Raw genomic sequence first — 17,121 nt, forward strand, 5'->3', positions numbered from 1 at the left:
ATAGAGCCAATAACTTATTTATATTTAAGTTATTGGCTCTGTTTTTTAATTTAATATATACTTTTTCAATTTCTTCTCTCGGTACCAAACTTAACATAAAATGAAAGATAAAAAGAATCCTAAAGTTTTATACCCTCAACAACAACTATAGCAAACCATTCTCCCTCAAAAGGTACTAAATCAAATTCATTTTTTTCTCCTATTGATTCTCCAATAGTTGTCATGCTTATACTATCAAATTTTGCTTCAATATAAGCTTTTTCTATCCCTGTTTTTAAGGTAAATTCTTCTGCTCCACCAATATTGTTCTCTTTACAAAATTCCTTTAGCTTTTCAACTCCTTTAGAGTCTTCTTTAAGAATAATATAACTATCAAGTAATGATTGTCCTACTTTTAGTACCCTTCTAGCCTCTTTTATTCCATCCGCAGCCAGATTTAACATGTTAGCAATTCCACAAAAAGATACAGCAGTATCAATTGAATTATCCTTAAATGGCAGATTTGTTGCATCACAAGCTATATAGTTTACTTTCATTTCTGGATTAGTTTTTTTAGTTCTTAGTCGATCATGTTTCAATACTATAAAACTTAAATCTGTACATATTATCTGTGATTCAGTTTTTACATGTTTCACCATCTCTTTAAATAATATTCCTCTACCAGTTGCTATGTCTAATATAAATTCACTATTTTTATTATTAATACTATCAATAATAAACTTTTTAGCTTTATCACCTATTATTACTTGGTTCTGCGGAACGTCCTCAGCTATTTTTTTATCCATCTCCGCCTCATCATACTGCTCATAAACTTCTGTCCAGTTATTTGCAATTTCCTGTTCTACTGAACCAAAGTTAATTACACCCGCCCTAATGGCCCAGTCATGACCATCATTACAGCGTAATTTCCCATCAATAATCTCACTATTTTCCTCATTTTCAACTGTCAAACTTAATTCCCCATTACATTTTGGACATTTTAATAATTTAAGAATTTCTTTATACATTCTTATTCAACCCCTCTTTAATAAAATATATATCTCAAACTTGTGAGCAAGAAAATCACATCTTTTTAACATATTGTCTTCAATAAACCTAATACCTTTACCTGTTCTGAGTGTTATATCTCCTATATAATGCCCAACATTATAAATTGTAGAGTATCTTCTTCTGATTTCCTGTACTAAAGTGATTTGATAAAGTTCACCAATGATGTCATGAATGATTCTATGTCAATCTTCCATACATTATCTACTTTTACTGAATTCACATTAAATACAAATTGATCTCCTGATATTTCTGATTCAATAATAAACTCTAAAGTAGCAGCATCTCCACCCACTTTGCTTACTTTTCTAATGCCATATAAAATCTCACTCTCAATTTTAGCTTCAATGGCTTCGTTATCAAATGCATAGACTACCCTACTTGAAGTTTCTTCAAATATTTGTTTTAGCTCTTTATGCTTATCTTTATCCAGTGTGCTAGAATACTCTAAAGCTCCCACAATAAATACAATTCATACTGCACCTCTTTCATAAGTATATATAACTATTTAGCTATTATATAATTTAACAAAATTATAATGTTTCTTAATTGTAATTTTATCAGTAATATTATGCTATTTTTGTCATAATGAGAGGTTTGTAATAAAGAAAAAACGACATCCTTCTGCAAGTATGCCATTTCTCCAATTATAATCTTACCAATTTAAATTATTCAGTAGCAATCTCAAGTCCTAATGTCCTTTTGCTATCCACCCAGGTGACCTTTCGAAAGAGGGAATCGAATGAGTTTACTAATCATCATTCACAAATGGATTAACCTATATAATATCTTTTTATAATCTCTGAGTCCTTTTCAATAATAAGCATAGTTGGTCCAGGTATAAAACTGGTTTCTTGTGTTTTAACATCCTTTAACATAATAAAATGGCTACAGAAAATCTTGTCATCTACTTTAAACATATTCATAGGGTCATAACCACAAATGGTGAACTCACCCTCATGAACAATTGGATTTTTACTATAAAAATCATCAATTAACATTTGCTTTCTCAGTTGCTCTTCTTCAAAATATACTTTGATTACATCATAATTAGGTTGGTTTATACTTATATCCCTTATATCTATAAACTCAGAAACCTGTTCAAAAATTGTAAGTTTTTGATTTGATATTTCTTTAGAAAATTCTATTCCAATTTCATCTAAAAGCATTAAAAACAATGTTCCTGTAAAATAGGAACATCTACGAATATCAAATAGCATCTTTTTATCAGAAACAATTTTTTTCTTATAATCTTCAATGTGCTTTCTATATAAATCACTAGATATAACTTTCAATGCATTTGTTCCACAATATTCAGCACATCCTTCAAGGGTTTCAATTACAAATTCATACTTTATTAGTTCTCCAAACTTTTCTAATCTTAATTTTCTTGCAGCTATTATCTGCTTTAATAAATCTATCTTCTTATTTCTGTCTATTGAATTTAATGCTTCAACCAATAATATATTTTCATTATATTTTAGTTGATAATTTTCTAATGTATTAGGATATGATAATGCTTTTATATCATCCGGAAATCTAGTTTCATTTTGAGATTTTTGATAAGAATGAAACATCTCATGAACGATATTTGCTGAAAGCTCTTCTAAATTTACATCTTCAACACTGTCAAGAAACCATATTGCTAAATTTTCACCTTCATAATTTATACTTGTGTTACCTAAAAATCTATTATCATAAGGAATAATGCCTTTATCCAGGTACACGCTATTTTTATTATATAACGCAAAATCTGTCCTAGTAAAACCACTCCATAGTTCATTAAAATCCACATTAATCAAAATGTCTTTGACCTTTTCGTACAATTCCCTCAATTACTTATGCCCCCTAAAAATAAAATGAGCTTTACCACTAAATTTCCTTTTGGAAATTTTATAGGTTATTAGTAGTAATGCTATAGCTATTAATATATAAATCAACTTAAACTTTATCATTTCTCCATTTTCATAATTATAATATTGATATAAATGGCCAAGAACCCCATATTCTTTAAATATTTTGCATCTCCATAGAGATTCCTCAATTAAATAATATGAAGCAATTATAGTTATACTAACAGTTATATCTCTTACTAAAAACAAAATTAACAAACTTAAGGATATTATGAAAATATTTGTAGAAAATGAACATAGTATTATTTCTGAAAATGGTATTAAACTAGCTTTATGACCTATTAATTTTATATATAAACTATATATATTAATAAATGAAATCATATGCAAAATTATATACAAAACTAGTAATGAGATTAACTTTCTTACCATAAATTTATTAGTGTTGCTTCCACCTATTGCTAATGATATCTCTTCCATACTGTTACCAAAGTCTGTCCCTATTGAGAACAATATTATCACTATAAATAAAAGAAGTAGATACACATCACAATAAGTAAATAGATTTATTGGAATAATGGTCCTGAAAAATGAATTGTAATTATCTATAAAGCTTACGTCAATAAATGTGGCTGGGAAAATCCTTATTAACACATTGAATATAATTACAATACCCGTTATTATATATAATAAATTTGTAGTAATCATATTATTTTGGATTTTTAGATGAAACTTAATCATAGCTATACTCCTTTTCTTTAAGGCTACTATGAATAATATAAGCATCTTGAAGAGTTATACTTACTTTTTTAGAATTTGATGTTAGTGGCTTAGGACTTACATACTGGATATGCATAGATTCACCTAGAGGTGACGTCTTCAATATTTTATTGGTGTTGCATATTTCTCTATAGGTTTCAAGGTTTACATCACATTCCCAGGCTAATCCCTCAACCGCATTTATAAACTTGTCCTTTGTCCCCTTATAAAGAAGCCTTCCATCCTTTATTACCAATAAATAATTACAGTAAAATTCTATATCCTCAATGATATGAGTTGTTACAAGTACTATTCTATCTTGACTTATTATTGGAAATAACTCACGTATATAATTTCTCTGTTCTGGATCTAGCCCAACTGTAGGTTCATCAACTACTACTAACTTAGGTGAACCTATAAGTACCTGGGCAAATCCCAACTTTTGTTTCATACCACCTGAATATTCTTTAATTTTTTTGTCAATATATTCATTCATACTTAATTTAGATACAATTTCCTCGATTTCAGACTTTATGCTTTTTTCATCATAATCTAACTTTAAACTTCCTATTATCTCTAGGAATTCTCTACCTTTTAAATTACCATAGGTAGCAAAATCCTGTGGTAAATACCCTATGTTTTTTCTTGCTTCCTTTATATCCTTCTTGTAACTTAAATCATTTAGAAATATCTCACCATGTTCTGCTTTAAATAAAGTGGTAATAAGCTTCATTGCTGTAGTTTTACCAGCGCCATTAGGTCCTAAAATTCCGATTAACCCATCCGTTACTTCAAAGGAAATATCCTTTAGTGCTTCATATTTACCATAACTATAATTTAATTTATCTACTTTTAAAGTATTCATAACTATATTTCACATCCTATATATTAATAATTTGCCCCTAGATACATTTTAATATAGCCCTTATCAATTTTTCCACCCCCTGCAATAAATGGTGCAAAAATAAGTTTCTTTATATTTATCTCACTTTCGTTACCCTTTGTCATCCTAAAAATTAAATCATCACACTTCCTATCACTATTAACTAATTCTTCATTCCCAACAAGTAAGTAATCCTTATAGTTTCTTTCTATTATTAAAGGACTACTCATTAAAAATATTTCTCTATCTTGTCCTTTAAATGTATATTCATAACCATTTATTGACTCTTCCATATTTGAATAAATTTTATTTTTAGAGTTATATTTAACATTTACAGTGTAATCTTTCACAATACTGTCATTAAGCTTAGGATACCATTCAAAAACATCTGCTAAAAAAATTCCATCCATCCTTGCATAGAATAGCTCTTCTCCTTGTTCCCATTTAGTATTTATTTTTCCACTATATACTATTTTCATGTTAATAGTTTGTCCTGCTTTGTATTCTCTTTCAAGAATTGCTTCGAAATTATTGTTTGTCCTTTTAAAATCAATAGTTTTTCCATCAATACTTAACTTAGAAATATCCAACCCTTTATATAGACCCATTTTTAAAGATGTAACTGCATCTTTGGTAATACTTATCTTCATATCACAAGTATTTTCTAACATACTATCTATATTTATATTCATGTCATACTCATCTACCCTAAAGCCTATATTCTCATCACAAAAAAATGTAGCATTAGTATTGCTGTAATTAGTATACTCTGCATCCCTTCTTGAAATAATATCATAATAATCTGGCTTCATCTCATTTATATTTACCCCTAAATACACACAAACCCATACTGAAATAATTGAAATTGCTACTGGTAAAATATAAAAGCTTAGTGTCTTTTCACGCCTCCATATTTTACAATATGTAAAAATAGAGCAAACAAATCCAATTAGTATCCAAAATATATTATGATATATATAGCTTTTATCATAGGTAATAATATCAATAGAACTTGTAAAATTTCTAATATTGATAAGCGGAAGAACTACATTAGAAATCTTATAGAAATTTGAAATTATTCCAAATAACATAAGTAATACTATAAAAGTTAGAACACTCCCTAAGTATTTACTAATGACTTGCCCTAAAAATAACCCTAATGCACTAGTTATAATTAAAAAAATCAGAGTATTTACGGTATACCCTAACATCAAAACAAGAAAATAATCCATAGAAACTTTACATAATAAACTTACAACAACAGCAACAATGATATTCGCAGCAAAAATTATTATACCTATAGTTGAGGATATAAAAACTTTGCTTAAATATGTTTCAAAGGATGATATATCCAAAGTTTTAAATATATCATTTTCACTTTCTCCAATTTTCATATTTAAAAGCAAAAGTGGAATCATTATAAGATTTAAAGGCAACCATGAGGTTGAAACCACTCCATCTAATGACAAAAATAAATGTCCTGCTGAAAACATACTACCTATAACCTGCTGCCATCCAAATACGTACAAAACAATAATGCTCCATATTAGGATACCTCTTCTTAAGTTAATCGTTTCATATTTAACTAAAGCATTAACTTTTTTCAATATCTTCACCTACTTTTTAAAATTAAATCTGCATTCCTAACTTCCTAAGTCCCCCCTTCTTAACTTCCTAACTTCCTGCACCTTGAACCCCTTGGTACTACTAATATTAATGCCCTAGAGCTATACTGTATTTCAATGAAATTCCACTCTATTTGTATTATAAGTATCTTTAATTCAAGTGTGTTTATTACCATATTGTAACATATTTTCAAATACAATACTTGATTTCCCTTATAATATATATTCTTTAACTGAATTTATACATTCCATTCTTTAAAAATCCACCAAAATTTTTATACTTTTTTAAAATTACATCTATGTAAATTTTTCATTAGAGCATATATATTTCAATTAATTAGCTATAATATATTTATGAAAAATAGTATAATAATTATTAAGTACTTTAATATTAAATCTTTAAATATGGTATTTTTATAATAGATAGTATTAATACAAGGAGTGATATTATGCCAACAAAAAATAATGTGGACAAAGACCCTGAATTTCTTAATCAGAATTTAATTTACAGAAAAAAATTTATTAGAACCATATACACTACAGTAATTGATATAATACTGTTAATATTTGTTTGGATATATATTGATAATTTTGCTATTAATATCTTCTTAACTCTATCTTTTCCACTTGTAGCTGGAGGTCAACTTATATACACATACGTGAAATGGAAATCCTTCGAGGAGCCTTAACCACATCAATCTCCACTTTAATAAAGATGTTTACTACATGAACTAATCATCAGATGAAATTACAATTTATCTTTTTACATATGAAAAATACCACCACAATGATATTCACATTGCGGTGGTATTTTAAAATTTCCTGTTTTTTAAAATAAGTTTATTACAATTTTTATCTATTCTTTTCAAATATAATTCTTCTATTTATACTAGCCATACCTAATATTAGTCGTGTATACCTAATATATCCTATAAGTTGTCTTGCAAATTATACTTAATATACACTATAAGTTACTTTACCCATTATATTTAATAAATACTACATTGCAATTAATAATTAATATTCACTTTAGATAATATTCCTTTATCCATTGAAAATACTTCATCACATAAAGTATTAATATCCTCCTTATTATGGCTTGCGATAATTATTAGTTTGCCTTCTTCCTTTAAGGATAACAATAATTTTCTAATATCTTCTACACCATCATTGTCTAAACCATTCATTGGTTCATCTAAAATAAGCATTTCTGGATTCTCCATTATAGCTTGTGCAATACCTAATCTTTGTTTCATTCCTAAGGAAAATTTACCAACCCATTTTTTACTATTAGGATCTAATCCCACCCTATCTATTGTGTTAATAATTTGATCTTTTCCAATTTTATTCTTTATCATTGCAAGGATTTTCAGATTTTTAAAAGCGCTATAATTAGGTAAAAATCCTGGGTTTTCAATTATAATTCCTACACTCTCAGGAACATCTATATCTTTTCCAATTGTCTTATTATTAATTTTAATAAATCCCTCTGTTGGAATAACAAATCCGCATAAACACTTTAATAACATAGATTTACCAGACCCATTTCTTCCTACTATTCCGTAAATTTTTCCTTTTTCAAAATTTATAGAAATATCATTTAAAACCTCTATATCTTTAAATGATTTACTTAAAGAATTAACTTCAATCATGCTCATATTAATCAACCACCTTTTATTATTTTAAATTACATATTTCTATGGGTTTCTTTTTACTGAAAATAATTGCTATACTTATTAAAATAGAAATTATTATAATAAGGGCACCAAATACATATGAAATAGGTGGCATAGTAGCAGTTTTTTCAATACCTATTTTATCTAAGCTCGCCCATGAAACAGGTGAAAACCATAATAAATCATCATTATACTTAGTTAAAGTATCAACAAGAACTAAGACTATTCCTGAGAGTATTCCCAAAAATTGAGAATTTGTAATACTATTAATTACGTATATTAAAAGCCCAATAAGGGTTGCAACCAAACTAGATAAAATATATGAAATAGACATAGCTTGTAATGGTGTATAAAAACTTATTATTTTTCCAGAAACCCACACTTTAGAGCTAACCATATCTCCTACATTCGAAAGACCTAATGTTCCTAGGACCTTTCCCCAGTCTAAATTAAATTCCATATACCGTAGATTAAAAATAATAGCTATAGCAATGATAAATAAAAAATATAAAAATGAAGCTAAAAATATATAAGAAATTTGACCAATATTCCAGGATTTTCTTCCAGATCTAACCACCACATACTGTTGTGTATTATCAATAAATGGTGCATCGCAAAATAACAATATAACTCCCATGAAAATAATTCTTTTCATATAACTTTGAGTGAAAAGAAATGGAAACATCCAAGGTGCTACTTTGTAATTTACAGCATAAGCAAATTTAATAATCTCATTAGCATAATCAAATACAAAAATTGAAATCATTATAAAAAGTACCCAAATTCTATAATTAGAAGACCACTTTCTTATATTTTCATTGCAAATATGCATTGATTGTTTAAATAAGCTCATTTCCAATCCTCCTTCTTATATTTTTTATAAATAATCCTGATACGCCCATGGTTAAAATTGCATAAAATATAAACGTATAAATTATAGTTATAGTAGCATTCTGATTAATTATATTATAACCTTCTGCCAATAACCGAAAATTAAAAAATGGTGGCAAAAACTCTCCTATTTCACCTAATATATAGTAACTTACAAAAGGTGCTGAAATTGCTACAAAATTATTTGGTATGTACGATGATATATAAAGCCCTACCGTTGACCAAAATGCTGCCGATAAACTAAATAAAAATGATTTTATAATAAAATATAAGATAGGAGTTCTACCTAGTAATATATGTCCATAAGGTTTGTCCATAAGCATTTGAGAATCTATACTTTGGGAAAGTAATGGCATTGTAAGATTTAGTAATACTACAAAAAACATTAAACCGAAAAAACAAACTAGAAATGTTACCAAGATATTGACAACTATTTTAGCCTTTGAATAGGCCTTTACTCCATCTCTTATAATAATATCTTGAATAAAGTTATTGTTTAAATCACTGCAAAATGTTGAGATATAAGGCATTGGTGCAAGTAGAATAACCATATTTTTAAAAGCCCCTAATCCAAATAATATTTCATAAATATAAGTTACATCATGCCCTGAAAGATTTTTAGCCAAATCTTCATAACAACTCAGACAAGAGAAAACAGTTATAAGTGGAAAGGTTATCCAAAATAAGGGCGATGTAATTACTCTATATAATTCTGTTTTTAAAGTTCTATTGTTCATTTTTATTCCCCCTGCATTATCATTTGATTTCCTTCCCTGTAATTGCATCAACTAAAATAGCTTTCGTTGATTTTTGGATTTTTTTATTATTAGTGATAGAATCAATCACTTCATTTTCTTCTTCTGTTGTAAATACCCATGCCGGTGTTAATTTAAATTCTCCCAATTTTTTATCTTTTAGCCTTGGAATATATTCTAAATTTATATTAGTAATTTTAATTGGGTCTGTGATAATTATATTTTTATATTTATTTTTTACTACCTCTAAAGCTTGTGAATAATCAATACAAGATAAATTTTCAGTGTCTATCGAAACTAAATCATACATTGAAGATACCTCAAAGCTTGCAATCCCGTTTTTTGTAACAACTGCATTTAGTTCACTTCTGTTTAAATGAGAATTGTCTGATGAAAGAACTAAATCCCTAGAATATATAGGAATGTTATTTGAACTAGATTTAAAAACAATTAGATATCCTTCCTCATCCTCTGTCCAATTTCTTTTACCGGTTCCTGGTTTCATAGCTTCCCACTCTGCAGCCTCTTCATCTGTCATAAAGTTATTTTCTGCCGCTTTTAAAGAATCTATATCCATTGAATATACTATAGGCTCATCATCTATATGTAAATTAAGCGCTTTAGCAATTTGTCTAACTTTATCAATGCTCTCCTTCTTATTTAAAGATATTAATTCATCTTTAGGAAATTTATGTTTCATGTCATCAAATAAAAATTGATCTAATTCAAATCTCAAACGAGAATAACCATTGTCTTTTAAGCTAAAATATAAACTCTCTTTACTAATACTTAAAACTTTATTATTTTTAGTTTCTATAATAATACTCTTATCACTACCAGTACCATACTCATTTCTTGTGTCAATAATATCATCCTTAAGCAATAAATCGCATACCTGTTCTGAATTATATTCTTTATACTTCACATTTAAGACATTATAATTTTCAGCATCAGGTACCTTCGCTTCTGCATCTATAGTTAAATTTTTATCTAGTTCTTTTGACACATTAGTAGAAGAATTTTCGGACTCAATTACGGTGTTATTTTTCATGTTTTCATTAGTATTATCTGATAATGAACACCCCGTTAGTAGTAACGTTATTAATATTACACTTACAAAAAAAAATCTTTTCATTTTAAACGCTCCTTATGTATAAACTATTTTACTCAAAAATTAATTTAATATATATGTATCGTGAAGTTATAATGTCCAATTTTTATTTCTTTTCATTTAGATATTATCTAAATGAAAAGAAATAAGAATTCAAGCCAAAACAAGTTTGAATTCCTACATACTTTATTATATTATGGACAAAATTTCCCACTAAGCTTAACTTTATATCTATCAGTATCACCAAGCAATTTATATTTTTTCCACATTATACTTTCATTAGCGTCATAAAGAAATTTAGAAGATCCATTTTTCGCTTTACACCACGCACTAACTCTAGTTCCATCCTCCTTAGCAATTCCATAAAAAACTTTATCAAAAATATCAAGATTGCCATCGGTAGTTGTAACGTACCAAAAGTTCTCACCATCATCTTTTGTAGCTTTTTCAGAATATACTCTTCCTTCATCTATATTTGGATCACATTCAAATGAAAAATCCATATTTCCTGCAAATGCTACAGTTGCCATACTGGACAAAATAATCGCCCCAGATAAAACCCCAACAATTCTCTTTTTATTCATTATTGCACCTTCTTTCACGATTTGTAACTAAAGTTATATTATTTTTAGTTACGTTACCTAAAGTATAAATCATAATTATGTAAATTTCAACTGTATTTGTAAAATATATATATATTTTGTAAGTGTAGCATTAAATTGAATTCTCAGTAGTATAGCCACCAAAAATGTATTATCCTTATTTTAATAAAAATCACCTCTATATATTATTTCGCTACATTACTATTATATAGTTTTATATTTAATTTTATAGTTAACTGTAATTTTTATTTATACCTCCCAATAAACTCATCCATGGCCAAGCTTATCAACTGCTAGACCTTAAATGCTTTATGATCCTTTACAAACTCATCCCATTTATCAGATACTTCTACATCTATCTTAAATAATTTCTGCTTAACTTCTACAACGGTTTTAGTCTTAAGTTCTATAGGCTTTACATCTACTATATTTATACTTTTGTATAACTTCTTTTGATTTTATTTCCCCCGCATTATCATTTGATTTCCTTCCCTGTAATTGCATCAATAAGTATAGCATCCGTATCTTTTATAACTATTTTACTATTACTTATAACATCATCTATGATGTATTCATATTCGGTTAAAAATACCCATGCCGGTGTTAATTTAAATTCTCCCAATTCTTTATCTTTTAGCCTTGGAATATATTCTAAATTTATATTAGAAATCTTAATTGGGTCTGTGATAATTATATTTTTATATTTATTTTTTATAGTTTTCAAAGCCTCAGTATACTGAATACAAGATAAATTTTCAGTGGACAGTGAAGGTGAATCATAGATTGAAGATACATCAAACAGTACAATACCATTTTTATTTACCACTGCTTTTAAATGATTTGGACTCAAAAAAGAATTATCAGATGAAGGTCTAAAGCCTCTAGAGTATATTGGAATATTATTTAAAGTAGATTTGAAAATAATTAGATAAGCTTCATCTTCTTCTGTCCAATTTACTTTACCAGTTCCCGGCTTTGTTTTCTCTGAGTCTGCATACTGTTCATCTGTCATAAAATTATTTTCTGCATCCCTCAAAGAATTTACATCAAGGGAATATACTATAGGTTCATCATATAAAGACAAGTCTAAATCTTTAGCAACTTGTTTAACTTTATCAATGCTATCCTTTTTATTTAAAGATTCTAAGGTATCCTTAGGGAATTTAAGTTTCATCTCATTAAATAAATGCCGATTTGATTCAAACATTAAATGAGTATAATCCTTATTATCCACGTCAAACCTTAAGTAATGTTTAGAAATAATTAAGTCTTTATTACTTTTAGTCTTTATCCAAACATTTTTGTCATTATCTTTCCCATTTTCAGTTCTTGTATCTATAATCTCATCCTTAAGAAATATATTGGATGCTTCTGTTTCATCATATTGTTTGTACTTCACATTTAAAACATTATAATTTTCAGCATCAAATACTAGTGTTTCTGCATCTATGGTTAAATTTTTATCTAGTTCCTCCGAGATATGGCTAGGGAAGTTTTGCAATTCAGTTCTACTCATTTTACTTTCAACAATTTTATTTGATGAACATCCAGTTAGTATTAATGCTGCTGCTAATATACTTAGTAAACTCTTATTTTTCATATTTACTTCTCCTTATAATACTTTGCCTTAAATTTATTCTATATTTTTCTATTACAACAATATATTAACATGAATTCTTTTCCTTATTATTACTTTATTATTACTTTTATATTTAATTTTAATTAATACAAATTATTATTTTCCGAAAATCTTTAATACAAATTAGTATTTAAATTTATTTAAGTCATCTGAAAATAAATAATAACTCAAAATAGCTGATGATACCGACTTGTTTATTTTTGAAGATACCTAGGTTTTAATTTTTGAATATCACATTAATTTTCCCTATAAAAAATACCACCACAATGATATTCACATTGCGGTGGTATTTTAAAATTTCCTGTTTTTTTAAACAAGTTTATTACAATTTTTATCTATTCTTTTCAAATATAATTCTTTTATTTATACTGGCAACGTCATTACAGCCTGTAAGTACCATTGCTGATTTTAAATCACCTTTTAACTCTTCGATATAGGTTTTTACACCTTCTCTTTGAGCTCCAAAGGATGCCGTTACAAAAGGTCTTCCAATTAACACTGCATCTGCTCCAAGGGCTAAAAACTTAAGTACATCAACTCCAGTTCTAACTCCTCCATCGGCTAAAATTTTCACTTTACCTTTTACAGCTTTTGCGATATCTTCAAGAACATCCGCAACTCCTGGTGTCTCATCTAGAACTCTTCCTCCATGGTTTGAAACTACAATGGCTGAAACTCCAGCTTCTACTGCAAGTAATGCCTCATCCACTGTCATTATTCCCTTTAATATAAATGGAAGTTTAGTACTTTTAACTAGCTCTTTTATATCCTCAATATTTTTAGGCATCACAGGTTTTCCATGAAGTGCTAGTGTTATAAGTCCACATGCATCAATATCTACTCCAACTGCGAAGGCACCTGATTCCTCTGCCATTTTAATTTTTTCTATTATATTTTTATTTTCCCAAGGCTTTATAAATACAATACCTTCACACTTAAATTCTTTTAGCACTTTTAAATTTGTAGTTAGAAATGAATCTACTGCTGTATCTCCTACCATAGGATATATTCCTGCATCTAAAGATCCACCTATAACCCAAGATATGTATTCTTCCTCTGAATATTTTCCACCCATATTAAGGGTTGTACCTGAAACTGGTGCTGCAAATACTGGAACATCAAGTTTTCTTCCGAAAATTTCAATAGATGTATCAGGATTTTTAGCATCATGTAAAACTCTCATATTAAGCTTATATCTCTCTAGCGCTTTAAGATTTTCTTTAAATGCATTTCCAGTACCTTTCCCACCCATGCCAGGAACTTCCCCTGCACATGCAACTCCATTACAAACTGGGCACGCCTTACAACTATTATTTAAATTTACTTTTGCTTCTTTTTTTATTTCTTTATAATTCATTTCATCCCCACCAACCTATATTTTTATTATTACCTATACTTTACCTTATTTCTAAATTTATATTTGATTTTCTTCAAAGAATTTATCCAATTCTTCTTCAGTATATACCTTAATATTATTTCTTATTAAAAGTTCTGCTGTTACTCCATTTCCTGGCTTCTTACCTCCAGAGAAGGTACCATCATAAATGATACCTTTTCCACAAGAGGGGCTTCTTGCCTTTAGTATAGCTATATTAATATTCATTTCCCTTACAATACTTAAAGTTTCCTCAGCACCTTTAATAAATTCAGAAGTTACATCGTCATTTATATCTGTTCCTAGAACTCTACACTGACCATCTAAGACCATTGCTCCATTTCCATCTATTATCTCATGGGCCACTCTAGGAGTTGCCTGACCACCCATCTGCTCTGGACATACAGGAATTGCCTTCCCCTGTCTCATAAGTTCTAAGACTCTTTCATTTAAATTATTTTTCCCATCGTATTTGCAATTGATTCCACAAAGGCACCCACTTACTAAAATCATATCCCATACCCCTATTCTTTTACTTTAATTCTGCAATTGTAACTCCAGTTCCACCTTCACCATAGTTTCCAAGTCTATAACTTTTAACATGTGGATGTCGTCTTAGCATATCTGTTATAGAACTTTTTAGTACTCCTGTACCGTTACCATGAATTATTGTAACTTCACAAAGACCTCCAAGATAAGCCTCATCTAAATATTGATCTGTAGTATAAATTGCCTCTTGTGAGTCCATGCCTCTTAAATCCACTGATGATGAAACAGATTTCAAATTAAGTTTTGCTTCTCTTTTCTGCATCTTTCTTTGTTGCTTATCATCTTTACTAGCTTTTCCTTTTCTTAAATCTTTAAGCTTAACTGAAATCTTCATTATTCCTGCTTGGACTTGTACTTCACCTCTGTTATCCACTTCTGTGATTACTGTTACATTTTGATTTAGCGATGGAAGGTATAATTCTTCTCCTGGGTTTACAGATGTTAATACATCACCCTTAGGCTCTTCTTTTTTGTTTAGGTTATCTTGAATATTATCTAGAGAGTCTTTTATTTTCTTTCTCTCTTTTTCAATCTTTGTTCTAGCTTCTGAAGAATATCCAAGTTTCTCAAGCTCTCTTATGCCCTTAACAATTGTATCAGCCTCTTCCTTAGCTGCCTTGATAACATCCTTGGCTTCTCTTTGAGCTTCATACATTGCTTTTTCTCTAACTTTTTCAAGTTTATATAATTTTTCTTCGTATTTACCTTTTAATTTTTCTGCTTCTGACTTTAATCCTTCAGCTCTTCTAGCATCATTTTCTGCCTTAATACTCTTTTGTTGAAGGTTTTGAATTAATTCTTCAAATTTTAAACTCTCTGTAGATATATTTTCCTTAGCACTATTTATAATATACTCTGGAAGTCCAAGTCTTCTTGATATTTCAAAAGCATTTGATTTCCCTGGAACCCCAATAAGCACTTTATAAGTAGGTCTTAACGTTTCAACATCAAATTCTACAGAACCATTTTCAACCCCTACAGTCTTTAGAGCATATCCCTTAAGTTCACTGTAGTGAGTAGTTGCCATTATCTTTATATTTCTTTCTTTTAGGTTGTCTAAAATACTTATGGCAAGGGCTGCCCCCTCTGTTGGATCTGTACCTGAGCCAAGCTCATCAAATAAAGCTAAAGTCTTATCATCTGCCTCACCAATAATATTTACTATATTAGTCATATGAGAAGAGAATGTAGATAAGCTTTGTTCTATGCTTTGTTCATCTCCAATATCCGCAAATACTTTATTAAAGAAACTAACTATAGATCCATCTCTTGCTGGAATCATCATTCCACTCATTGCCATAAGCTCTATTAATCCCACAGTTTTTAGAGTTACAGTTTTACCACCTGTGTTTGGCCCTGTAATAACTAATGATGTAAATTCTCTGCCAAGATATATATTACTTGGCACTACAACTCTTTGATCTATTAATGGATGTCTTGCTTCTATTAAATCTATAATCCCATTATCATTAACTTCAGGACAAACACAATTTAATTCATTTGCATACTTAGCTTTTGCAAATATGAAATCTAATTCCCAAACTATGTTCCCGTTGTTTTGTATAACATCAATGTTTCCTGCAATCTTTAAAGTAAGTTCTTTAAGGATTCTATTAATCTCTACCTTTTCCTTAATTCTAAGTTCTTTTATTTCATTATTAAGATCTACAAGTCCCATAGGCTCTATAAAGAGTGTAGCTCCTGTACCACTTTGGTCATGAACTAATCCCTTAACCTGCTCTTTATACTCTGCTCTTACTGGGAGTACATATCTATCTCCTCTAATTGTATACAGACTTTCTTGAAGATATTTTGAATAGGTTCTTACCATACTATTTACTCTATCCTTGATAGAAGAACTTTTATCCCTTAATTTTTTTCTTATTGTAAATAAAGTTTCACTGGCTCTATCTGCAATTTCATCTTCTCCAATAATAGCTTTGAATATTTCATCCTCTATATTCTTAAAAGGAACTATTCCCGCTATTATGTCTTCTAGAACTCTATAAACTGTTTCCTCATTTTTTGTAGAAACATATTCCTTAAAGTTCCTAGAACTTTTTAGCATATTTCCTATTCTAAGTAGCTCTACTGGCATAAGTGTAGAACTCTTTTTTGCTCTTAAAAGTCCATCCCTTACGTCATATATTCCCTCAAAGGGAGGTGCTCCTTTAGTTGTAATTAAAAGTAGCGCCTCCTTAGTTTCTTGTAGATGCTCCTTAATTTCATAAAGATTCGTATAAGGTCTAAGTCCATCAATTAAATCTTTACCAGCTGTTGTAACCGTGTATTTTTTAAGTATTTCCTTTATTTTGTGATATTCTAATACTTTAAAAGTTTTTTCATTCATTTGCTA

Annotated in this window: 16 protein-coding genes; 1 reads left to right on the top strand and 15 read right to left on the bottom strand. The window is 28.8% G+C overall.

Features of this window, described 5'->3' with window-relative positions:
* Window positions 1–119 precede the first annotated feature (119 nt).
* The 6 genes from RSA29_RS09275 to RSA29_RS09300 form a co-directional block, all read right to left on the bottom strand.
* Window positions 120–1,007: a class I SAM-dependent methyltransferase gene (locus RSA29_RS09275; RefSeq protein WP_346943936.1), complete on the bottom strand. Its 888-nt coding sequence runs from the start codon at window positions 1,005–1,007 to the stop codon at window positions 120–122.
* Window positions 1,008–1,183: 176 nt separating this feature from the next.
* Complete coding sequence (locus RSA29_RS09280) at window positions 1,184–1,507, bottom strand: hypothetical protein (protein WP_346943935.1); 324 nt, start codon at window positions 1,505–1,507, stop codon at window positions 1,184–1,186.
* Window positions 1,508–1,820: 313 nt separating this feature from the next.
* Window positions 1,821–2,882 (bottom strand): hypothetical protein, encoded by a 1,062-nt coding sequence (locus RSA29_RS09285; protein ID WP_346943934.1) that lies wholly within the window; start codon window positions 2,880–2,882, stop codon window positions 1,821–1,823.
* Window positions 2,883–3,641: a hypothetical protein gene (locus RSA29_RS09290; protein WP_346943933.1), complete on the bottom strand. Its 759-nt coding sequence runs from the start codon at window positions 3,639–3,641 to the stop codon at window positions 2,883–2,885.
* Window positions 3,634–4,524 carry an ATP-binding cassette domain-containing protein gene (locus RSA29_RS09295; RefSeq protein ID WP_346943932.1) on the bottom strand — a complete coding sequence of 297 codons (891 nt, stop codon included), beginning with the start codon at window positions 4,522–4,524 and terminating at the stop codon, window positions 3,634–3,636. The genes RSA29_RS09290 and RSA29_RS09295 overlap by 8 nt, the downstream gene beginning before the upstream one ends.
* Window positions 4,525–4,547: 23 nt before the next feature.
* A complete protein-coding gene (locus tag RSA29_RS09300) occupies window positions 4,548–6,149 on the bottom strand; it encodes a hypothetical protein (protein ID WP_346943931.1) in 1,602 nt (533 codons plus the stop codon).
* A gap of 467 nt (window positions 6,150–6,616) precedes the next feature.
* On the opposite strand from RSA29_RS09300, the gene RSA29_RS09305 reads away from it, so the two are divergent.
* Window positions 6,617–6,856 carry a hypothetical protein gene (locus RSA29_RS09305; RefSeq protein ID WP_346943930.1) on the top strand — a complete coding sequence of 80 codons (240 nt, stop codon included), beginning with the start codon at window positions 6,617–6,619 and terminating at the stop codon, window positions 6,854–6,856.
* A 321-nt stretch (window positions 6,857–7,177) separates the two neighbouring features.
* Here the strand turns inward: RSA29_RS09305 and RSA29_RS09310 are convergent, their stop codons facing one another.
* The 9 genes from RSA29_RS09310 to RSA29_RS09350 form a co-directional block, all read right to left on the bottom strand.
* Window positions 7,178–7,825, bottom strand: a complete 648-nt coding sequence (locus tag RSA29_RS09310) for an ATP-binding cassette domain-containing protein (protein ID WP_346943929.1) — start codon at window positions 7,823–7,825, stop codon at window positions 7,178–7,180.
* A gap of 19 nt (window positions 7,826–7,844) precedes the next feature.
* Window positions 7,845–8,696, bottom strand: coding sequence for a hypothetical protein (locus tag RSA29_RS09315; protein WP_346943928.1), 852 nt, complete (start codon window positions 8,694–8,696; stop codon window positions 7,845–7,847).
* Entirely contained in the window at window positions 8,683–9,471 is a 789-nt protein-coding gene (locus RSA29_RS09320; RefSeq protein ID WP_346943927.1) for a hypothetical protein, read from the bottom strand. Before RSA29_RS09320 ends, RSA29_RS09315 begins: the two co-directional genes overlap by 14 nt.
* Window positions 9,472–9,490: 19 nt before the next feature.
* Complete coding sequence (locus RSA29_RS09325; protein WP_346943926.1) at window positions 9,491–10,624, bottom strand: hypothetical protein; 1,134 nt, start codon at window positions 10,622–10,624, stop codon at window positions 9,491–9,493.
* Between the two features lie 170 nt (window positions 10,625–10,794).
* Window positions 10,795–11,184: a hypothetical protein gene (locus RSA29_RS09330; RefSeq protein ID WP_346943925.1), complete on the bottom strand. Its 390-nt coding sequence runs from the start codon at window positions 11,182–11,184 to the stop codon at window positions 10,795–10,797.
* A 493-nt stretch (window positions 11,185–11,677) separates the two neighbouring features.
* Window positions 11,678–12,802 carry a hypothetical protein gene (locus RSA29_RS09335; protein ID WP_346944402.1) on the bottom strand — a complete coding sequence of 375 codons (1,125 nt, stop codon included), beginning with the start codon at window positions 12,800–12,802 and terminating at the stop codon, window positions 11,678–11,680.
* Between the two features lie 370 nt (window positions 12,803–13,172).
* Window positions 13,173–14,198 carry an alpha-hydroxy-acid oxidizing protein gene (locus tag RSA29_RS09340; RefSeq protein WP_346943923.1) on the bottom strand — a complete coding sequence of 342 codons (1,026 nt, stop codon included), beginning with the start codon at window positions 14,196–14,198 and terminating at the stop codon, window positions 13,173–13,175.
* Between the two features lie 57 nt (window positions 14,199–14,255).
* Window positions 14,256–14,729 carry a DUF523 domain-containing protein gene (locus RSA29_RS09345; protein WP_346943922.1) on the bottom strand — a complete coding sequence of 158 codons (474 nt, stop codon included), beginning with the start codon at window positions 14,727–14,729 and terminating at the stop codon, window positions 14,256–14,258.
* Between the two features lie 19 nt (window positions 14,730–14,748).
* A complete protein-coding gene (locus tag RSA29_RS09350) occupies window positions 14,749–17,115 on the bottom strand; it encodes an endonuclease MutS2 (protein ID WP_346943921.1) in 2,367 nt (788 codons plus the stop codon).
* Between the last annotated feature and the right edge of the window lie 6 nt (window positions 17,116–17,121).

Origin of the sequence: Clostridium sp. (assembly GCF_036660475.1) — a bacterium.
In the GTDB taxonomy this organism is placed as follows: Bacteria; Bacillota; Clostridia; order Clostridiales; family Clostridiaceae; genus Clostridium_J.